Below are 22,281 nucleotides of genomic sequence, written 5' to 3'. Positions count from 1 at the left end.
TTCCCCTCTTTGAGGCAGGTTGCCCACGTGTTACTCACCCGTCCGCCGCTAATCCACTTCCCGAAGGAAGCTTCATCGCTCGACTTGCATGTGTTAAGCACGCCGCCAGCGTTCGTCCTGAGCCAGGATCAAACTCTCAATTTAAAAGTTTAGTCTTTATCAACTATATATAATTGATAAAACCTTGCTCAATTACTATTTTTTGATTCTCAATAAGAATCGACTGGCTTATTTCTCTGTTTAATTTTCAAAGACCTATTTGTCTGTCGCACTCAAGCGACTTTTACAGTATACAAGTTTTTTTTAAACTTGTCAACACTTTTTTTTATTGAATATTTGTTTCAATAAATATGTTGCTTTTAAATCTCTGCGTTGTTTTCTCTCAACAACGTATTTCATTCTAACACATTTGAATTTACCTATGTATTGTTGACATCTTATTCTACAGAATTATCTTTTATTTAATTCTTATTTTTAGCTTTTTCTACATATTTCGCATAAAGATACACTTGATTCAGTTGTTTTATATAAACAAAATTAATACTCCTGATTTTAATGACTTCAGGAGTATTATATCCATAAACTATAAAATAATTACAAATTCCTTATAATGCTTTTAAACTTATTTCCCCTTTCTTCAAAGTTTTTAAACATATCAAAACTAGCACAAGCTGGAGATAAAGTTACTACATCTCCGGATTCTCCATTCTCTTTAGCTATATTTATAGCTTCTTCTATAGAATTACAAATAGAAATAGGCAAATCTTCACTACTATCTCTCATTACCTTTTTAAAAGCTTCTTCTATTTTGTATTTGGTATCTCCCAGAAGGATTAAATGTTTTATATGAGAAATTCCTTCTTTAGCTAAAACCTCAAAAGATATCTTTTTATCATATCCTCCTGCAATTAAAATAACAGGTCTATCAAAGGATTGTAATGCTGCTAATGTTCTAGTTGGACTTGATGCAATGGAATCATTAAAATATTTGACTTCTTGAATTTCTTTAACAAATTCCAATCTATGCTCCACCCCGTTAAAGTTTTTAGCTACCTCTCTCATACTATCTATACTACTATCTTCACTAACACAAGAAAAAGCAGCCAATAAATTTTCTACATTATGCATACCCTTCAATTTTACTTCACTTACATTACACACTTTTTTTTCATTAATATACAAATCTTCATTATAATAAAATGATCCTTCTTTTAATTTTTCTTTCATGCTAAATTTAAGTAATCTTCCTCTACATTCTTCTTCCATAGATTTAGTTATTTTATTATCTTCATTAATTACTAAGAGGTCATTTTCTCTTTGATATTTAAAAATATTCTTTTTAGCTTTAATATATTCTTCCATATCCTTATGAATATCTAAATGATTAGGCGATACATTTGTTACAAGTGCTACTTCTATAGGTTCTTTTATAGACATTAGTTGGAAACTTGATAATTCTAAAACCACTTTATCATCTTTTTTTATCTCTTCAATTTTAGTAAATAAAGGATTTCCTATATTTCCGCCTACCCAAACAGTATATCCTTCAGTTTTTAATATATTATATATTAAAGTAGTTGTAGTAGTTTTACCATCACTTCCTGTTATACAAAACAGTTTTGCTGGACAATATTTTATAAATTCTTCCATTTCAGAAGTTATATACGCTCCTTCAGATTTAGCTTTTATTAAAATAGGATGATCTGTCCTCATAGATGGCGTTCTAAAAACAACATCAAAATTTGAAAGCTTATCTAAATAGTTTTCTCCTAATTCAAAATTGACTCCCTTAGCTTTTAATTCATTTATATTATTTTCTAATTCATTTTCATTTTTTTTATCAAAGCCAGTTACTCTAGCCCCCAAATTAGAAAGAAATTCTACTAGTGGCATATTGCTAATACCTAAACCTATTATAGCTACTTTCTTATTGTATATAAATTTTTTGAATTCATTAAAGTCCTTATTCATTTTTCCCTCCATGCTCATTTTTATTATAAATAATTATAACACTTTTACTCACTAAAATTATACTCTAAGCTAATTGAATTTATAAAATTTATATCTACTTCTTTCAAAAAAATTCTGTTTAATTATGTCGAAATTATTAGAAAATATTTAATTTAAAGACTTCACTTCTGAGTATTGCATTGTATAAAACATGATGATATACTAATAAACGTGCCGTAAGGAAACATTAATATAATTCCCCAAGTTTTAATTGAACATATAACATATCCCCATGATTAAACCCTATTTATACCGGATAAAAAATCCGGTCTTTTTTTAAGTATTTTTAAATAAAGAGAGGAGTTAAGATATCTTAACTCCTCTCTTTATTATTATAAATTCTAAAACTCAACTTTTTCTGATATATATTTTACTAATTCATCTATATTTATTCTTATTTGATCCATAGAATCCCTATCTCTAATAGTTACAGTGTTATCTTCTAATGTATCATAATCTATAGTTATACAATAAGGAGTTCCTATTTCATCTTCTCTTCTATATCTTTTTCCTATAGTTCCTGCTTCGTCATAATCCACATTAAAGTATTTACTCAACATGCTATAAACTTCTAATGATTTATCTTTAAGTTTTTTAGTTAATGGAAGAATAGCCGCTTTGAATGGTGCTAATGCTGGGTGCAATCTTAAAACAGTTCTACTATCTCCTCCATCAAGTTCTTCTTCATCATATGCATCAACTAAAAATGCAAGGGCAACTCTGTCTGCTCCTAGTGATGGCTCTATACAATAAGGAAGATATTTTTCATTAGTTTCTGGATCTAAATAAGTTAAGTCTTTTCCTGAATGATTCATATGTTGCTTTAGATCATAATCTGTTCTATCTGCTATACCCCATAATTCACCCCATCCAAATGGGAATAAATATTCTATATCTACAGTAGCTTTACTATAAAAAGCTAGCTCTTCTTTTGCATGCTCTCTTATTCTTAAATTATCTTTTGCAAGTCCAAGTGATAATAAAAAGTTCCATGAATAGTCTCTCCAATATTCAAACCATTCTAAATCTGTTCCTGGTTTACAGAAAAACTCTAATTCCATTTGTTCAAACTCTCTAGTTCTAAAGGTAAAGTTTCCAGGAGTTATTTCATTTCTAAAGGATTTACCTATTTGTGCCATTCCAAAAGGCATTTTTCTCCTGGTAGTTCTAATAGCGTTTTTAAAATTAACAAATATTCCTTGAGCTGTTTCTGGTCTTAAAAATATTTCTGATTGAGCATCTTCTGTTACTCCCTGAAAAGTTTTAAACATTAAATTAAACTTTCTTACATCAGTAAAATTATGTTCTCCGCATTTAGGACATGCTATATTATTTTTATCTATAAAATCTTTTAGTTGTTCATTACTCCATCCATCTGCACTTTCAAAGTTTTCATCTTTATCTTGCATATAATCTTCTATTAATTTATCTGCTCTACATCTTGCTTTACATTCTTTACAATCCATTAAAGGATCTGAAAATCCCCCAACGTGTCCTGACGCTACCCATACTTCTCTGTTCATTAGTATTGCTGCATCTATCCCTACATTATATGGTGATTCTTGAACAAACTTTTTCCACCATGCTTTTTTAACATTATTTTTAAACTCTACTCCTAGGGGACCATAATCCCAAGAGTTTGCTAGACCCCCGTAAATTTCAGACCCAGGAAATATAAATCCTCTATTTTTAGCTAATGCTACTATCTTATCCATAGTCTTTTCAACTGTCATGTTATTATCCTCCTTAATTATTAATAATCTTATTTTTTTGTATAAAAAAAACTGCTACCATAAGGGACGAAAGAAAACTTCCGCGGTTCCACCCTTTTTGGCAACAGCCCTGCTCTACATTTTACACTCTTGAGCTCCATTCACAATAAAAACTTAGTTATTTACACCACCCATAACCTCTCTTTAAAGTTTATATAGTTACTCTTCTCTATCATCGTGGTATATTCAATTATAATATATTCTATCAAATATGTTAATTTTATCAATAGTCAAAAAATAAAAATGGCTCCGTGGAAAGGATTCGAACCTTCAACCCTTCGGTTAACAGCCGAATGCTCCACCATTGAGCTACCACGGAACGTTGATACAATAACTATTATAACACATATTTTTTATAATGCAACCACTTTTTTTATTTAATGAACAAATAACAATAAACAATGAATAATCAACGTAAAAATTTTATGTATTTTAAAGTTTTTTATAATGATAATGAAAAATTTATCCATAGTTATTCACTGTTTACTGTTCACTTAATAAAAAACTGTGTCGCAGTTTTTTTTATTAATTATGTGTTGGCTTCATAGTTGGGAATAGAATTACATCTCTTATTGAATGAGAATCTGTTAAGAACATAACTAATCTGTCTACTCCTATCCCTAAGCCACCTGTCGGAGGCATACCTATTTCTAAAGCATTAATAAAGTCTTCGTCCATCATAAATGCTTCGTCATCACCTAATTCTCTTTCTTTTAATTGTTGAATAAATCTCTCTTTTTGTACTATAGGATCATTTAACTCAGTATATGCATTACATAATTCTCTTCCGTACACAAATCCTTCAAATCTTTCTGTATACTCAGGGTTATCATTCTTTTTCTTACTTAAAGGAGATATTTCAACTGGATAATCACATACAAAAGTAGGTTGAATTAAATTCTTTTCAACATATTCTTCAAAGAAAAGATTTAAAATATCTGCTTTTGTACAGTCTTCTAATTTTTTCTTTAATTCAAAGTCTTTTCCTTTAACAAGCTCTCTTGCTTCTTCATCTGTTTTTATTTCGTTGAAATCTACTCCAGAATATTCTTTAACAGAGTCTACCATTGTGATTCTCTTCCACGGAGGTCTAAATTCTATTTCTGTTTCTTCATATTTTACTTTTGTATTTCCACAAACCTTTTCCGCTATATAAGCTACCATATTTTCTGTTATTTCCATCATATCATTATAATCTGCATATGCTTCATATAATTCAATCATTGTAAACTCAGGGTTATGTCTAATATCTATTCCTTCATTTCTAAAGTTTTTACCTATTTCATATACTTTTTCAAATCCACCAACTATTAATCTTTTCAAATAAAGTTCAGTAGCAATTCTTAAATACATATCTATATCTAATGCATTGTGATGTGTTGTAAAAGGTCTAGCTGCTGCTCCCCCTGCTATTGGTGATAGTACAGGTGTTTCTACTTCTATGTAATCTTTAGCATCTAGAAATTCTCTCATATATTTTATTATTTTAGTTCTTTTCATGAAAGTATCTCTTACATCTTCGTTTACAATTAAATCTACATATCTTTGTCTATATCTTAAATCCGGATCTTTTAGTCCATGCCATTTTTCTGGTAATGGCTTTAAAGACTTTGCTATAAGCTTAAAGTCTGTTATGTGTATAGAAACTTCTCCCGTTCTCGTTTTAAATACCGTTCCTGTAATAGTAACAAAATCTCCTATATCAAAAGATTTATATTCTTTTAATCTTTCTTCTCCTACATCATTTATTTTAATATAAAGTTGAATTTTCCCATATCTATCATGAATATCGGAAAAACCAGCTTTACCATGTACTCTTTTAGACATTAGTCTTCCAGCTACAGTAACCTCTTTATCTTCTAGTTCTTCAAAATTACTTTTTATTTCTTCGGAAGTATGAGTTCTTTCTACTTTTGTTACTTCAAAAGGATCTTTTCCTTCAGCCTGAAGATCAAAAAACTTCTGTCTTCTTTCTTGAATAAGCTGATTAAATTCTTGTTCTTCATTCATTAAATTCTTTTCTTCATTTGACATGCTAGCATTCCTCCAATTAATTTCTTCTTACTGATATTATTTCATACTTACTTATACCATCAGGTACAATTACCTCTACTTTTTCTCCTGCTTTTTTGCCTATTAAAGCTTTGCCAACTGGTGATTCATTAGAAATTTTGTTTTCTAATGGGTCTGCTTCAGCTGAACCTACTATTATAAATTCTTCTTCATCATTGAATTCAAAATCTTTAACTTTCACTATACTTCCAACATTTACAGTATCGGCTGGCATTTCATTCTCATCTACTATGGTAGCATTTTTAAGCATATTTTCAAGCTGAATTATTCTGCCTTCAACAAAAGCTTGTTCATTTTTAGCTTCATCATATTCTGAGTTCTCACTTAGGTCCCCAAAGGATAGTGCAACCTTTATTTTTTGTGTAATTTCTTTTCTTTTAACGGTCTTTAAATATTCTAATTCTTCCTCTAGTTTTTTTACCCCTTCATATGTCATAACATACTTTTTTGAATCACTCATGTCATTCTCTCCTTTTAGATCTTTTTTATAAAAATAATAGTTTTCGTCAAAATCATTGACGTTATTATAAATCAGCATAATTTTAATGTCAACTTAGTATCTAGTAAAATTTATATTTCTGTCATTAAATTTAATATTTCTTAATTCAATTCCATTATACTTTAGTGCTTTTTCTACATTTTTTTCTTCCATTTCATTTAAAATAGCTCCTAATACTTCTATAGATATATTATTTTCACTGAAAATATTCCATGGTACATTATAATAAACATCATTAACTGCCTTTATACTTTTACAATCTACCTCATAAAGATTATCTATATACCAAATTAGTTTATCATAGGTTTTTATATTTCTAGAAGTTACTACAAAGTCGCTATATTTTAATGCATACTCTTTGTCTTTTGTTATTATCGGAGCTATCCCATAATTTGCAGAAATACATTCTGAAATTTTAATAACTTTACTTATATCCTCTGTTAAAAAAATTAAATTTTTTGCCATAATACAAATAAATTTAATTATTTCTTTCATCCCTTCATCTAAAGGGTCATATACTAATATAGTGCTATTTTTTATACTTTTGTTTTGTAACCTTAATATTAGCTGAATACTTTTGCTTACGCTATATGAAAATAAATCTTTTTGAAAACTATTAAAATATTTAAAGTCTTTTTTCCTCCATACTTTTGGAGCTATGGAATAATCTTTATATCTTTTTCTCTCTATTATTCTTTTAAAATTTCTATTATATGCTACCGAATTTATATTATATGGCATTTTTACATTTAATATCTTTATACCTAAATCTTTTATAAAAATGCTTCTATCAAACTTTATTTTCATCTTATCAATTATATTCGTAATAATATCATTTTTATTATAAATTTTATTTTGGTTGTAGCCACTTATATATATTATATCTTTCATATACCTTCTTAACCTAAATTGATTCAATAAAGTATATGCTAATTATATTTTCATTATACAAATTCTTTTCTATATTCTTCTAATATATTTAATACCTTATCCTTATCTACTTCTTTATTTATAGTATCTTTTACTTTGCTACAATTTTTTAATCCTTTTATATACCAACCTATATGTTTTCTCATTTCTCTTACTGCTTTTTTTTCATCATAATAATATAAAGCCCTTTTAAAATGTTCTATACAAACCTCCAATATCTCATCTGGAGAAGGTTCTAATATCTGTTGTCCTTTTAATGCTTCACTTATTTGATTAAATATCCATGGGTTTCCTAGAGCTCCTCTAGCTACCATTACACCATCACAATTAGTACTTTCAATCATATTTATTGCGTCTTCACCTGTAAATACATCTCCATTGCCTATTACTGGTATCTTAACACTTTCTTTAACTTTCTTTATGATTTCCCAATCTGCTTTTCCTTGATACATTTGTTCTCTTGTCCTACCATGTATGGTTAAAGCATCTGCACCTGAATTCTCCATTATTTTAGCAAATTCTAAAGCATTTATATTATCATTATCAAATCCCTTCCTAAACTTTACTGTAACTGGTTTAGTAGAAACTTTTTTTATGCTCTCTACAATATCTGATGCCAATTTTGGATTTTTCATTAGAGCTGATCCTTCTCCATTCTTTACAATTTTAGGAGCTGGACATCCCATATTTATATCTATCAAACATACATTATCGTTACTATTAAAATATTTTTCCACTACATTTGCCATAATATCTGGTTCCTTGCCAAATATCTGTACTGCTATAGGTAATTCTTCTTTAGAAAAGCGTAACATATCTTTGGTTTTGTCACTGTCATAAAAAAGAGCCTTTGCGCTTACCATTTCCGTATATACAAGAGTACATCCCATTCTTTTACATAAACCTCTAAAAGCTAAATCTGTAACCCCTGCTAGTGGGGCTAAAAAAACGTTCCCTTTCAGTTCTAGTCTAGATATTTTCATTAAGCATCCAAATCCTTATTCTTTTCATATATTATTCTTAAACCTTCAAGAGTTAAGAATGGGTGTATTATATCTATAGTTTCTGATTCTTCACTTATTAATTTAGCTAAACCACCTGTAGCTACTACTAAAGGTTCCTTTTCTCCTGAATCCATCAATTCTTGCTTTATTTTTGATACTATATGATCTACTAGTCCTCCATATCCATAAGTCATTCCTGCTTGCATACTGGATACAGTATTTTTGCATATTACGCTAGATGGCTTCATAAGCTCAACTCTAGGTAATTTAGCAGCTTTTTCAAATAATGCTTCAGAAGATATTTTTACACCTGGCGCTATAGCTCCTCCTAAATAATCTCCTGACTGAGTTACCGCACAAAACGTAGTTGCAGTACCAAAATCTATTATAACTAACGGTTTCTTATATATTTCATGAGCAGCAACAGCATTAACTATTCTATCTGCTCCTACTTCCTTAGGATTATCATATTTAATATTTATACCTGTTTTTGTGCCAGGTCCTACTATAATAGGCTTCTTCTTGAAATACTTAGCTACCATGTGCTCTACAGAATACATGATATTAGGTACAACTGATGATACTATAACTCCCTCTACATCCTCTAGTCTTAAATTACTTTGTAAAAACAATTGTATAACTTGTATGCTATATTCATCTGCAGTTCTTAAAGGGTCAGTTGATAATCTCCAATCAGCTATAAGGTTTTTATCTTCATAAAGTCCTAAAACCATATTAGTATTACCTGCATCTAAAACTAATATCATTAGCCTTCACCACTCCTTTGATATGTACTTACAAAAATACATAACATTGTTTACTTTTGTATTATGTTATATTTTTATATAATTATTCATATTTCTTATATTACACAAACCATTATAAGTTAAAAAAAGATATCTGTAAATTAAAAAGTACAGATATCTTTATATTGTAGCCTATATCCTTATTTCAATTTTTCCATAAACTTTTTACTATTTACTATATATCTTACATGTGTTCCTTCTCCTATCGTTCCTTTTTCATCCCAAGCTTGAACATTGAAAAATAGTTTCTTACCATCTACTTTATATAAAGTAGCTTCTGATCTTACTTTCATTTTTAAAGGAGTTGCTTTTAAATGTTTAATATCTATACCTATTCCTACAGTGGTCGTTTCTTCTTCTAAGTAAGGTGTTACACAAATTTTAGATGCCTTTTCCATTAATCCTATCATAACTGGTGTTGCCAATACTTCCAAATCTCCAGAACCATGGATTATAGCTGTATCTTTTTCTTCAACAGTTATTTCAACTATTGAACTTATACCTTCTTTTAAATTAATTGCCATAAACTCATCCCTTTTCTTTTTCCATTTTTACTTCATATAAATTATATCATATATTAACCATTTATTAGAAAATATTAGTATATTTATAACATAAAAAAACAGAGGGAAACCTCTGTTTTAATTACTTTCAAATATTTCTTCAAATTCTTCTGCTTCTAATTTTTCTTTTTCTAGAAGCTCTTTGGCTACTGCATGAAGTTTATTTATATTTTCCATTAGTAAGTTTTGGGCTCTATCATATGCTGTGTCTATTATACCCTTAACTTCTTTATCTATCTTAGATGCTACTTCTTCACTAAAGTCTTTAGATTTTCCAAAGTCTCTACCTAGGAATACCTCATCATGCCCACTTCCAAATGCTATTGGACCAAGCACTTCACTCATACCATAATCCATAATCATTTTCTTGGCTATAGTAGTTGCTCTTTCGATGTCATTTTGTGCTCCAGTACTTATATCTCCTATTATTAGTTTTTCCGCTACTCTTCCTCCCAGTAATCCTACTATTTCCTCTTCTAACTTAGATTTTGACATATACGCTCTATCTTTTTCAGGAAGATGCATAGTATATCCTCCTGCCATACCTCTAGGTACTATACTTATTTGATGTACTGGATCTGCATGAGGTAATAATTTCATAACTACAGCATGCCCTGCTTCATGATAAGCCGTCAATCTTCTATCCTCTTCATCTATGACTCTACTTTTCTTTTCAGGTCCTGCTATTACTCTAGTTACTGCTTCTTCTAATTCTTCCATGTCTATTTGTTTTTTATCTTTTCTTACTGCTAATAATGCGGATTCATTCATTAAGTTTTCCAAATCAGCACCTGTGAATCCTGGAGTTCTTTTAGCTAATACATCTAGTTTTACTTCCTCAGATAAAGGTTTATTTCTTGAATGTACTTTTAATATTTCTTCTCTGCCTCTAACGTCCGGAGCTCCAACTAATATTTGTCTATCAAACCTTCCCGGTCTTAATAAGGCTGGGTCCAAAATATCTGGTCTATTAGTTGCTGCAACCATTATAATTCCTTCGTTAACTCCAAATCCATCCATTTCAACTAAAAGCTGATTTAGTGTTTGCTCTCTTTCATCATGACCTCCACCTAATCCTGCTCCTCTTTGTCTTCCAACTGCATCAATTTCATCTATAAATATTATACATCTTGAATTTTTTTTAGCTTGATCAAATAAATCTCTAACCCTTGATGCTCCTACCCCAACAAACATTTCCACAAAATCTGAACCTGATATACTAAAAAATGGAACTCCTGCTTCACCTGCTATAGCTTTCGCTAGTAAAGTTTTACCTGTACCTGGAGGACCTACTAGTAACACTCCCTTAGGTATTCTAGCTCCCATTTCAATATATCTTTTAGGCTGTTTTAGAAAATCTACAATTTCTGCTAACTCTTCTTTTTCTTCCTCTGCACCTGCCACATCGTTAAAAGTGACTTTCTGCTTGTCTGGCGTTGCCATCTTGGCTCGACTTTTACCAAAGTTCATAACATTTCTATTTCCACCGCCACCTTGCGATTGTTGCATAAACATAAACCAAAATATCACAAACATTAAAATAACTAAGGCCGTCGGTATCCAATTTAACCACATAGGTGTTTTTGCAGGTAATGCATATTTTTCTATAACTTCTCCATTTTTATCATGGGCACTTATAAATTGATTTAACCTCTCAAAGGGAACTATAGTTTCATATTGACTCCCGTCCTTCAAATTACCTGACACAGTCATTTTATCTTCTTTTACTTCGAAACTTTTTATCTCATTATTAATCCAATGCTTTTGAAACTTATTGAATGTAATAGTTGTTGCTGTTTCATTGTTTCTAGCTAAATACAAAGATGCAAAAATCACAAAAACAAAAATAATAACCCAGGCCGTTGCACTTGAAAACTTTTTATTGTTCATTGGATGGCCCCCCTTTCTACTAGTTAATAATTATACTGTAAAATTGTATCATATGAATTATGGCTTTACAACATTATTGATATTAAAACCATAGTAAATTAACTGTAAACTTCTTCTTTTAATATTGCTACATATGGTAAATTTCTATACCTTTCTGCAAAATCCAAGCCATATCCCACAAGGAAATAATCTGGAACATCAAAACCTATATATTTAACATCTATATTGCTTTGTCGTCTTTCTTCTTTGTTTAATAAACAAACTATTTCTATACTAGCTGGTTTTCTGCCTTTTAGATAGTCAACAAGATATCTTAATGTTACTCCAGAATCTACTATATCTTCAACTATAAGTACATCTCTATTTTCAATTTCAAAATCTAAATCTTTTAATATTCTCACTACTCCTGAGGTTTCACTTGAATTTCCATAGCTAGACACAGCCATAAAATCCATATTGCATGGTATATTTATTTCCTTCATTAAATCTGCCATAAATATAACAGACCCCTTTAACACTCCAATTAATATTAAATCTTTTCCTTTATAATCTTCAGTTATTTTCTTTCCCATTTCTTTAATTTTTTTTCTCAATTCTTCTTCATTATAAAGAACCTCTTTTATGTCGCCTTCACACCAGTTCATTTTCTTTCTCTCCTTCTATTTTTATTTTTAGTATATTTTTTGTATTTTTCTCTACTTTAAATTTTTCACTTATTCTGTATCCTACAATCCATGCTATTTCATTTCCAAAACATATTAAGGGAACATAATCTCTAAGATGTTTAGGTATTTTAAAATCTATAAATAAATCTTTTATTTTTTTACTTCCCTTCATTCCTAGAGATGTAAATCTATCTCCATCTTTTCTGTACCTAAACATTATATTACCATTAATTTTATCGAAATCAAAATACTTTACATATACATCTTTTCCCATTATATCTTTATGTATTTCATTTGTTAGTTCAATCTGAACCTTTATGTTAGAATTTATTATGTTATTTCCAATTTCTAATATTTGTTCTTTCTCTTTGTTCTCACCCTTATTATCTGAAAATTCTTCAAAAAATATATGTATATCTCCGTAATTGTTTAATGCTTTTATCTTTTCTGGAAGAGTAATGAACTTTCCTGTAGATCCTTTTTGAAGATTTAATATATCCTCTACATGAACTCTCTCAAAATTATATAGGTTACCCTTTAATCTATTTATGCTTCTTCTTATAATTCTACTAGTTATAGCTTTATGCTCTAAAAAAGCTTCTTTTTTAATAACTACTTCATATTTAGTACTGGTACAAAATTGATAAAATTTTTTATCACTTGCAAAATCCAAATACTCTCTATCTACATCAATATTATTTCCCATCCTATTTATTACAGCTATTATGTCTTGATTAAAATTTTCTTGTATATAAGGTATAAGCTCTAGTCTTACTTTATTTCTAGCATATATAGATTCTAAATTAGTTTTATCTATTCTAGCTTCCAATTCATGTTCTTCACAATAGTCCTCTATTTGTTTCCTGCTTGCTTCTATTATAGGTCTAATATATATATTATCTCTTATAGCTTTTATTCCTGCAAGTCCTTCAATTCCTGTTCCTCTCATAATCCTCATAAGAATTGTTTCACATTGGTCATTAGAGTTGTGTGCTAATGCAATTTTATCACAATTAAATTTCAATTTTAGTTTATTGAAAAAATCATATCTACACTCTCTTCCTGCAACCTCAAAGGATATATTTTCTTTCTTGGCTAATTTTCCTACATCTATTTTTGTAGAATAAAAATCTATATCGTATTTTTTGCAAAAGTTTTCTACATACTTTTCATCATTATCTGCATCTTTTCCTCTTAGACAATGGTTTATATGGGCTGCTATAATATTTAAATTATACTCATCCCTTAATCTATATAATATATGTAATAAGCACATAGAATCAGGTCCACCTGATACTCCTACTATTATCTTATCTCCTTTATTTATCATATTATATTTATGTATTGTATTTAGGACTATGTCTATCATTTAATCACTCTTCCTTAAATTTATAATTAAAATTATATCATAAAAAATACCAGAAATCATAGTTTTTATAGATTTCTGGTTTATTACTTTAGTACTAATATAGTGAGTACACCTTAGAAACTACCACTGTCATATCATCCTTTACTTTCCCTTTCCTTAATAGTTTAGCCTTCTCCATTATATCCTTACATATGTCTTCAGGTTTATTCATATTTGTTTCTTCTAGATATTTTACTATCCAGTCAACTTTTCCAATTTCCGTATCATCATAATCTAATACTCCATCACTAAGCATAACTATTATATCTCCATTATCTATATCTTTTTTTACAAGATCCACATCAACCTTATCTAAAACTCCAATTGGTAAAGTTTTAGAACTTATAACTTCTACTTTGCCATTTGATTTTATAAAGCTCGGTACAGCACCAACTTTCATGAAATCTACTTCTCCTGTATATAGATTTATATCACTTAAATCTACAGTTGAAAATTTTTCATTTTCTGAGAAATTTATAGTCATTAAAGAATTAACCATATTTATGGCATTAATTCTATCGAAACCTATTTTAGCAAATTTTTCGATTAAATTTACAGCAGCATTACTTTCTTGCCCTGCCTCTGGCCCTGAACCCATACCGTCACTTATAACAGTTATATATTTACCATCTTTTAATTTCCCATAGGTATAGCTATCTCCACTATAAGTTTCACCATCTTTACATACTGCTCCTGCGTGAGTAGCTACATGGTATTTAGGACTTTCTTCTAAAGTAATTTCACATCTTTCATTATTAGAATCTATATTACAACAATCATCACTAATACACATAATCTTCCCAGTAACTTTATTTATAAAAGGTAATATTTCCTTTATACATTTTTGCTTCCCTCCACAAGGGGATAAGTGTATCTTAACTATTATTTTACCTAACTTATCATTATATGCAAAAATGTCCTGATACTTTATTTTATTTTTATTTAAAATTCTTCTTATATCATTTTCAAGATATTTATTAAAATGCACTTGAGAATTTATGTTCTCTGTCAATTCTTCAACAGAATAAGATATATTTGTTATCTGCTCTGCTAAAAAGTTTCTATACTCATTTATTCTCTTTTTCCACATTTCATCTATAATATAATTCTTTATTATTTCCTCAGCATTCTTCACTAGCACTGATCTTTTTATACATTTCCTTTCAATCTCATTTGGTATAACTTTCTTTTTATTCTCAAAGTTGTTAATAAGCTCTGAAAAAGCGGAATAAGTGTAAAATCCTTCTCTTTTCCAACACATATGTTTCATATTACATCCACTACAAACTCTATCCGCTAGCTTTTCTACTATTGAACTACTCTTCTTTTTCATCTGTAGATTATGATTTTCTGCTAAATTCTCCAATGTATCTCCCATATATAATAGCAATTGAGAAAACTCTGTTAATTTCTCTTGAACTATATCCTTTACTTTAGATATATAATCATCCTTTATATTCTCACTTTTCATTTCCCAGTCTAAGTCAGTTTCTATTTTTTTATAAATCTTATTAGGTATTAGGAGAAATATACTGCCCCCAAGTAATACCTCTCTAAATTCAAATTGTATTCCAATATCAGAGTATAATTTTAATATTGCAAAAGCTACTACATAGGATAACCCACTTATTACTTTACCACTTTCTTTAAATATGCCTGAAATTAAACCGCATATACCAAAAACTCCAACGAAGGTAGTCATATCGTTTGTTGATATTCCTATAATAACTCCCATTGCTACGCCACATGCTCCCCCTACTGAGCTACCTTTGATATATCCTATCATAACTATTATAGATAACGCTATTATATTTCTTATAGATAGTCCAAATATATTTAATCCCCTTACTCCTGATATTATTAATGATAAAGTTATACACATACTGATTATTTCTTCGCTATTAAATAAATGTTTTGTTTTAAATCCTTTTGCGCATATTTTTGAATAATTAATAATATAATATAATGAGAATACACAACTGGTTTGAAAAATTGAATTAGTTATAGACATAAGTGGCGAAATATGAAGTTTGAATCTATTATATATAGTTACTTCTAAAAATACTAATATGAACACAGATTTTATAATACTTTTTTCCTTTTTATTTCTCAAAATATATGAATTTAAAATTATTAATGGTACTAAAATTAAATACATCCATATGTCCTTTACCGAACTATGTATAGAAATATAACCTACAATAGTTCCTAACGCCGAAGTAAGTTTTATACTGTTTTCTTCTTCTAACATATTTGATATTAAGAATGCTATACCAAAAGGTGCCATTAAATTTACCATTACTACTCTACTTATTAAAAAACTAGCTAAAAAATAAACTATTAATTTTATTAGTTCTTTAATTAATATATTTTTACTACTTTTTCCTTCCTCATCTCTTCTTTTTATTCTTTCATAAGGAAGTATATCGATACCATATTGCATCTTAATCATCGCCTCCAGTCTTTTTCTATATTATACCAAATCCACTTGGAAATATTTGTCATTTACTGTGAGGCTAAAAATATTTTTTAGGACATTTATTTATCATATCTAACTTAATATTCAGTTTCAATTTATTAAATATAATTTTTTATATAAAAAAAGTAGCAGGATTTTCTGCTACTTTTTATTTTTGTTATTGGTTGCGGAGGTAGGACTTGAACCTACGACCTTCGGGTTATGAGCCCGACGAGCTACCAGCTGCTCCACCCCGCGTCATTATAAATTGGTGCCGAAGACCGGAATCGAACCGGTACGGTGCTTCAAAACACCGCAGGATTTTAAGTCCTGTGCGTCTGCCAGTTCCGCCACTTCGGCATATATGGTAGCGGAAATAGGACTTGAACCTACGACACTTCGGGTATGAACCGAATGCTCTAGCCAGCTGAGCTATTCCGCCACATTTTATTTAATTGTTATTGGTTGCGGAGGTAGGACTTGAACCTACGACCTTCGGGTTATGAGCCCGACGAGCTACCAGCTGCTCCACCCCGCGTCATTATAAATTGGTGCCGAAGACCGGAATCGAACCGGTACGGTGCTTCAAAACACCGCAGGATTTTAAGTCCTGTGCGTCTGCCAGTTCCGCCACTTCGGCTTGCGTAAAACCTTTTGTGTTCTTACGACATGTTCTATTATATATTATGATTATATACATGTCAACACATTTTTTTATTTTTTTATATATTATTATAAATTATATAATTTTACCCTTTGAATTATATAATTAAAGAGGCTTTAGAGCCTCTTTTTCTATCTTTATTGTGTTGAACTTTTTCTATATCCTCTATTTCTTGTATCTTGATTTTTTCTTATATCTTGTAATCTTTCCTCACTTTCTTTTAAGAACTTACTCATGATATCTTCAAAATCTTTTGTTCTATGGGTATCAGTTTCCTTCTCCCAATCAATTTCTATAGGTCTGCAAGACTTTTTTTGAGGTTCTGCTTGCTTTATAGAAAGACTTATTTTCCCTTTTTCATCCACTGATATAACTTTTACCTTTACTTTATCATTTTCCTTTAAGTAATCTTTAATATCTTTTACATAGCTATCAGAAACCTCTGATATATGCACTAAGCCGGTTTTGCCGTCTACTTCGACAAAGGCTCCAAAATTAGTGATGTTAACTACTGTACCTTCTAGTATGTTTCCTGATTTTAAGGTCATATTAAAAAAATTCCTCCTTAAAAATTTAATTATATTTTAAAATTTAATTTAATAAATTATTTTTTGCTGTCTACTACTGTGTTCTCTCCTGGTTTAACTAATCCAAGTTTTTCTCTAGCTAATTTTTCTATATAATCGTTTGTTTTAGTCATGTCTATTTCTTCTAACATTTTTTGATTTTTTATTTTTACTTCTTCATGTTCTAAAGTTTTTTCTGCAATTTGGGTGTTTATATTGCTTATTATTATTTGTTGTTTCCCAAATATATAACACACATAGAAGGTTAACAGTATACAAATAATCTTTTTCTTATTAACTTTTACCCCCATAATTGAAATTTTTCCTTTCACCTTTTAATTTAGTCTTGTATCTATATTCTAATGTTATTTCTAACTTTCTTCAAGTCATTTTTTCATTTTTATCTTTTTTTATATTTTTTTTTCTTACTTTATAAAACAATATCTCAAAAGGCATAATTATGATATTAAAAATCACCCTAAAAACTCTTCCAACAATGCTCAGTATGTTGATTAAAAAAGTAATAATACTTTTACTTATAAATTTTATATAAAATAACGTTCCTAATGTTATGAATAAATAAACATAGAATCCTATATATGCATAATTTGTGTATAACAAAAATATAAAAACTATAATGGATACTAATATCCAAAATAATATGTCCTCCACCATGGTTATTATTTTGTTTCCCCCGTTATATCCTCTAATTATTCTATAAAAGTCAAACAATATTCCTATAATAAATCCAGCAAGAAAGCTAAATACTACCAAATTCAGTTGATGATCCATAGGTATTATCATATTTCCTCCTATTTAAATAGCTTTGATAATAACTTTTCCTTATTCTTTTTGTTCTCCTTATTTAAATATATACATGAATTTATAGTTCCGTTAATTATAACATCTCCATTTTGTACATCCAACTTACTCATTTTTAATTCTTCTCCTTTTATATGTAGAGTGCCTAAATTAGTATTTAGTATTATTTGCTCTTCATTAAAACTTACTACATCTGATACTCCATCTAAAAATATCCTCTTTCTACTCTCTATTTTTAAAGTACTCTTCTCTTCTGTCACTTTAATATCTTTTCTCTCCATAAAACTCACCTCTACTTTCTCATAATATTTATATGTTCTATACTTTTTTTATATTACTTTGAAATTTTAAAATCCATCCTAGAATATATTCTAAGATGGATTTTTAGTATATTATTCACTTATTATCTCGTACATGTATTTTGCTTCATTTTTTAATGCATGGGAGGAAATATCTAATACTTTAGCCTTCATTGTACCCTCTGCATAATTGATTTCTATTAAATCCCCTTCTTTTACTTCACTGCCTGCCTTTGCAGCTCTTCCGTTTATAAATACTCTTCCACTTTCACAAACTTCTTTGGCTACAGTTCTTCTTTTTATTATTCTAGAAACCTTTAAATATTTATCTAATCTCATTCTTCCTCCTAAACACAAAAAACCTAGATTTTCAACCTAGGTTTTTTGGAAAAAATTTTAAATTCTTATATCTTATTTATTAACTCTTTCTTTGAATTCTTTACCTGGTTTAAATACTGGAACTGTTGATTCAGGTATTTGAATTTCTTCTTTAGTTTTTGGATTTCTTCCTATTCTAGCTGCTCTTTTTCTAGTTTCAAATGTTCCAAAGCCAACTAGCTGTACCTTTTCTCCAGTTTCAAGTGTTTCTTCTACAGTTTCAATAAAAGCTTTTAATACTAATTCTGCATCTTTCTTTGTTAGTTTTGACTTTTCAGCCATGCTTGTGATTAATTCTGATTTGTTCACTTTTGTTACCTCCTTAATTTGAGTATGTTAATTAACTTTTTAACCATAGAATAGCATATTCTTCAATGGTCTTAGAATTCCTTTTTTTAAGAATTAATTTTAAGAAAATGCTATTTTATTTTGGCTTCCTCCCAAAACTTATCCATTTCTTGAAGAGTCATGTCTTTTAGACTCTTACCTTGTTTGGAAGCACACCTTTCAATATACTCAAATCGATTAATAAATTTCTCTATAGTATAATTTAAAGCATTTTCTGGGTCTATGTCAAGGAATCTTGCAACATTTACTGTTGAAAATGTTAAATCTCCTACTTCTTCTAATATTTTTTCCCTATTTTTATTTTTATATACATCTTTTACCTCATTTAGCTCTTCATAAACCTTATCTAATGCATCTTCTACTTTATCCCAATCAAAACCTACCTTTGCAGCTTTCTTTTGAACTTTTTCCGCTCTCATTAATGCAGGTAGAGTTTTAGCTATATGTTTTAACTCTTCAGTATAAGTTTTAAATCCTTTTTCTTTCTTTTTTATCTTATCCCAATTATCTAAAACTTGTTCTGATGAGTTAACTATTTTATCTTTAAATACATGAGGATGCCTATCTATCATTTTATTACAAATAGTAGCTATTACACTATTAATATTAAAATATCCTTCTTCCTTTGCTATTTGGCAGTGAAATACTATTTGAAACAATACATCTCCTAACTCCTCTATTATCATATCTTCATCTTTACTATCTATAGCTTCTATAAGTTCATAACTCTCCTCTATTAAGTATCTTTTTAGAGTTTCATGGCTTTGTTCTCTATCCCAAGGGCAACCATTATCCCCTCTTAATATATCCATTATATTTAATAACTCATAAAAATCTTTTATATTATTTTGTTTATCCTCTGGAATGTATATAGAGGTTAAATAGTCTATATCCTCTTCCCTATCTAACTCAAATAATTTAATCTTTTTTATTTTTTCTACTCCCTCTACTCCAGCTCCTCTTATAAAGAATATTTCATACTCGTCTCCGTAATAATCCATTAATTCTAGTTTAACATCTGATGCTATAAATCTATCGTATACCTGAGTTACTATTGTTCCTATTCTTTTATCTAGAATTTCATTCTTTATATTGAAAGCATCCACTATCTTTATGCCATTTATAGGATCAATCTTCATACTCTCTAATATTGAGTCTATAAAACTAACTGCTGGTAAAATTTTAAAAGGTATATCATTTTCATTGCATATTTTTATTAAATTTTCTACAGATTTTTCTGCTACTAATGGATGACCCGGAACAGCATATACTATATCCTCATGCTCTTTATATACATTTATTATATCCATAGCTATAGAATTATAGACATCATCAAATTTGTTTGAACTTTCATAGATGTTATCAAAGGTTTTAAATTTTATATTTAATTCCTTTAAATACTCTACAGTTGGATGCTTTTCCGTTCTAAGGTATATATTTTTACAATTCTTTAAAAGTTTTAATGTTCCCAAAGTTAATGCCTCTTCAGAACCAGGTCCTAATCCTACAATGTTTATCATCTTTTTTCTCTCCTTTTGTATTTCCATAGCTTATTTTTTACGTCTCTGTATTCAAATATATTTAATACTATAACTAATATACTATATATTATAATACCAAAAATTATGGAGATTAAGCATGAAATAGAATTTTTTAAGGTTATTTTATAAATAAGATTGTAGGATGTCATTACTCCTAATATCATAATAATTGATGCTAACAGTGGTGCTAATATTACTTTTTTATATTGGATTTTTACCTTCAACATCCTTTTTATGCATATTATATTGAGTATGGTAGATATACTATAGCCTAATATCGTTCCTATAACAGCACCATATACATTTATAATTTCTATTGGCACTAATGATCTTGTTATAAAAAACTTGACCACACATCCTATAAATAGGTTTATTACAGGTATTATGTATACACCTACCCCTTGTAATATAGAGGTAAATGTTTGACATAATGCTATAAATGGTATAGATATAGATAAATACTTTAAAATTTTTGCTCCTTCATAATTTCCTAGAAATAAAAGAGACATTATAGGTTTTGATAGAAAAAAAAGACCTATAAATGCTGGTATAGATATAACTGTAGAAAATTTAATAGCTTGATTTACTTTATGTACTAACTCATTTCTTCTATTTAATATATAATATTCTGCTATTATAGGTACTATTGATGTACATAAAGCCATGGAAACCGTAAGTGGTACATTAACTAATACAAAAGCTTTTCCTGTAAGTTGTCCATATAGAACGGTAGCTTCTTTATAACTTAATCCTCCTTGTACTAGTTTTCCCGGAACTAATGCTGAATCTATTAAACTCATTACACTACTTACAGTTGCCCCTAAAGATATAGGTATAGATATATATATAAGTTTACTTAATATATCTAAATCATCTCTAATTAACTTAATATTGAATTCTGATTTTATATTTCTATACTTTCTATACAAATATATATTACCCAGAACAGCTCCTGCCGTAGCTCCTAAACTAGCTCCACCTGCGGCAAACTCTATGCCTTTAGGAAGTAATATTATAGTTAAACCTATTCCTATAATAACTCTTCCTAGTTGTTCTATAATTTGTGATATGGCTGTAGGTGTCATATTTTGCATACCTTGAAAAAAACCCCTAAAGGTACTCATTATAGATATAAAAATAGGTGCTATAGCAATTCCTAAAAGAGAATAATAAGATTTATAGTCCCAATTAAAAATTCTAACTATAGATTTAGATAATATTAATATTGTTGCAGTAAATCCTCCCCCAATAAATATCATTAGTATTAATGACTTCCTAAATACTTGTATTATACCTTCATAGTCTCCTATAGCATTTCTTTCTGATACCATTTTTGATATAGCAACAGGTATTCCAGAAGAAACTGCTATAAAAAATAAATAAAGAGGATATGCCATCTGATAATAACCTATCCCTTCATCTCCTATTAACATTATTAATGGCCATCTAAAAAATAATCCTAGGAACTTCGCAAATACTCCTGCTATTCCTAAAATAAAAGTCCCTTTGATAAGAGAATGTTTTTTCATAATATAAATACCTCCAAAATCCTTATAAATATACTTATTTGAATTTTGGAGATATT

Annotated in this window: 20 protein-coding genes, 6 tRNA genes and 1 rRNA gene; all 27 read right to left on the bottom strand. The window is 29.0% G+C overall.

Annotated features, from left to right (window positions below; genetic code table 11):
* Nucleotides 1–144 (bottom strand): 16S ribosomal RNA (locus B5D21_RS12535); the annotation flags it as partial.
* A 450-nt stretch (nt 145–594) separates the two neighbouring features.
* Nucleotides 595–1,971, bottom strand: coding sequence for a UDP-N-acetylmuramoyl-L-alanine--D-glutamate ligase (gene murD, locus B5D21_RS12530; RefSeq protein ID WP_035110621.1), 1,377 nt, complete (start codon nt 1,969–1,971; stop codon nt 595–597).
* Nucleotides 1,972–2,351: 380 nt separating this feature from the next.
* Nucleotides 2,352–3,743, bottom strand: coding sequence for a glycine--tRNA ligase (locus B5D21_RS12525; protein WP_011098530.1), 1,392 nt, complete (start codon nt 3,741–3,743; stop codon nt 2,352–2,354).
* Nucleotides 3,744–4,026: 283 nt separating this feature from the next.
* Nucleotides 4,027–4,101 (bottom strand) — tRNA-Asn (locus B5D21_RS12520).
* A gap of 206 nt (nt 4,102–4,307) precedes the next feature.
* Entirely contained in the window at nt 4,308–5,816 is a 1,509-nt protein-coding gene (gene lysS / locus B5D21_RS12515; protein WP_011098529.1) for a lysine--tRNA ligase, read from the bottom strand.
* 16 nt (nt 5,817–5,832) lie between these two features.
* Entirely contained in the window at nt 5,833–6,315 is a 483-nt protein-coding gene (gene greA, locus B5D21_RS12510) for a transcription elongation factor GreA (protein ID WP_023437032.1), read from the bottom strand.
* Between the two features lie 93 nt (nt 6,316–6,408).
* Nucleotides 6,409–7,245, bottom strand: coding sequence for a hypothetical protein (locus B5D21_RS12505; protein ID WP_035110625.1), 837 nt, complete (start codon nt 7,243–7,245; stop codon nt 6,409–6,411).
* 53 nt (nt 7,246–7,298) lie between these two features.
* Complete coding sequence (gene dusB / locus B5D21_RS12500; protein ID WP_011098526.1) at nt 7,299–8,267, bottom strand: tRNA dihydrouridine synthase DusB; 969 nt, start codon at nt 8,265–8,267, stop codon at nt 7,299–7,301.
* The gene (locus B5D21_RS12495; protein ID WP_011098525.1) at nt 8,267–9,055 is read right to left on the bottom strand and encodes a type III pantothenate kinase; all 789 of its coding nucleotides are present in this window, start codon (nt 9,053–9,055) and stop codon (nt 8,267–8,269) included. Before B5D21_RS12495 ends, dusB begins: the two co-directional genes overlap by 1 nt.
* 179 nt (nt 9,056–9,234) lie before the next feature.
* Nucleotides 9,235–9,618 (bottom strand): thioesterase family protein, encoded by a 384-nt coding sequence (locus B5D21_RS12490; RefSeq protein ID WP_011098524.1) that lies wholly within the window; start codon nt 9,616–9,618, stop codon nt 9,235–9,237.
* Nucleotides 9,619–9,735: 117 nt separating this feature from the next.
* A complete protein-coding gene (ftsH, locus tag B5D21_RS12485; RefSeq protein ID WP_011098523.1) occupies nt 9,736–11,547 on the bottom strand; it encodes an ATP-dependent zinc metalloprotease FtsH in 1,812 nt (603 codons plus the stop codon).
* 98 nt (nt 11,548–11,645) lie between these two features.
* A complete protein-coding gene (gene hpt / locus B5D21_RS12480; RefSeq protein ID WP_011098522.1) occupies nt 11,646–12,191 on the bottom strand; it encodes a hypoxanthine phosphoribosyltransferase in 546 nt (181 codons plus the stop codon).
* Nucleotides 12,178–13,581 carry a tRNA lysidine(34) synthetase TilS gene (gene tilS, locus B5D21_RS12475; protein WP_011098521.1) on the bottom strand — a complete coding sequence of 468 codons (1,404 nt, stop codon included), beginning with the start codon at nt 13,579–13,581 and terminating at the stop codon, nt 12,178–12,180. The genes hpt and tilS overlap by 14 nt, the downstream gene beginning before the upstream one ends.
* A gap of 94 nt (nt 13,582–13,675) precedes the next feature.
* Nucleotides 13,676–16,063 carry a stage II sporulation protein E gene (gene spoIIE, locus B5D21_RS12470; protein ID WP_035110629.1) on the bottom strand — a complete coding sequence of 796 codons (2,388 nt, stop codon included), beginning with the start codon at nt 16,061–16,063 and terminating at the stop codon, nt 13,676–13,678.
* Between the two features lie 197 nt (nt 16,064–16,260).
* Nucleotides 16,261–16,336 (bottom strand) — tRNA-Met (locus B5D21_RS12465).
* Nucleotides 16,337–16,347: 11 nt separating this feature from the next.
* Nucleotides 16,348–16,438 (bottom strand) — tRNA-Leu (locus tag B5D21_RS12460).
* Between the two features lie 5 nt (nt 16,439–16,443).
* Nucleotides 16,444–16,520: transfer RNA gene (locus tag B5D21_RS12455), tRNA-Met, on the bottom strand.
* A gap of 20 nt (nt 16,521–16,540) precedes the next feature.
* Nucleotides 16,541–16,616, bottom strand: a tRNA-Met gene (locus tag B5D21_RS12450).
* Between the two features lie 11 nt (nt 16,617–16,627).
* A tRNA-Leu gene (locus B5D21_RS12445) sits at nt 16,628–16,718 on the bottom strand.
* Between the two features lie 161 nt (nt 16,719–16,879).
* A complete protein-coding gene (locus tag B5D21_RS12440) occupies nt 16,880–17,290 on the bottom strand; it encodes a S1 domain-containing RNA-binding protein (RefSeq protein WP_011098519.1) in 411 nt (136 codons plus the stop codon).
* 56 nt (nt 17,291–17,346) lie between these two features.
* Complete coding sequence (locus tag B5D21_RS12435; RefSeq protein WP_035110633.1) at nt 17,347–17,619, bottom strand: FtsB family cell division protein; 273 nt, start codon at nt 17,617–17,619, stop codon at nt 17,347–17,349.
* 70 nt (nt 17,620–17,689) lie between these two features.
* Nucleotides 17,690–18,112, bottom strand: coding sequence for a spore cortex biosynthesis protein YabQ (yabQ, locus tag B5D21_RS12430; protein WP_035110635.1), 423 nt, complete (start codon nt 18,110–18,112; stop codon nt 17,690–17,692).
* Between the two features lie 8 nt (nt 18,113–18,120).
* On the bottom strand, nt 18,121–18,411 hold the full coding sequence (yabP, locus tag B5D21_RS12425) for a sporulation protein YabP (RefSeq protein ID WP_035110636.1): 291 nt from the start codon (nt 18,409–18,411) through the stop codon (nt 18,121–18,123).
* Between the two features lie 111 nt (nt 18,412–18,522).
* Nucleotides 18,523–18,768 (bottom strand): RNA-binding S4 domain-containing protein, encoded by a 246-nt coding sequence (locus B5D21_RS12420; protein WP_035110637.1) that lies wholly within the window; start codon nt 18,766–18,768, stop codon nt 18,523–18,525.
* Between the two features lie 72 nt (nt 18,769–18,840).
* Nucleotides 18,841–19,134: an HU family DNA-binding protein gene (locus B5D21_RS12415; RefSeq protein ID WP_158001433.1), complete on the bottom strand. Its 294-nt coding sequence runs from the start codon at nt 19,132–19,134 to the stop codon at nt 18,841–18,843.
* 92 nt (nt 19,135–19,226) lie between these two features.
* Entirely contained in the window at nt 19,227–20,675 is a 1,449-nt protein-coding gene (gene yabN, locus B5D21_RS12410) for a bifunctional methyltransferase/pyrophosphohydrolase YabN (RefSeq protein ID WP_035110642.1), read from the bottom strand.
* Nucleotides 20,672–22,225 carry a putative polysaccharide biosynthesis protein gene (locus B5D21_RS12405; RefSeq protein WP_011098516.1) on the bottom strand — a complete coding sequence of 518 codons (1,554 nt, stop codon included), beginning with the start codon at nt 22,223–22,225 and terminating at the stop codon, nt 20,672–20,674. Before B5D21_RS12405 ends, yabN begins: the two co-directional genes overlap by 4 nt.
* Nucleotides 22,226–22,281 lie beyond the last annotated feature (56 nt).

The organism is Clostridium tetani (assembly GCF_900167265.1).
GTDB classification, from domain to species: domain Bacteria; phylum Bacillota; class Clostridia; order Clostridiales; family Clostridiaceae; genus Clostridium_G; species Clostridium_G tetani.
Note: the sequence above shows the minus strand (reverse complement) of the source record. Positions and strands in the feature narration are given on the sequence as shown.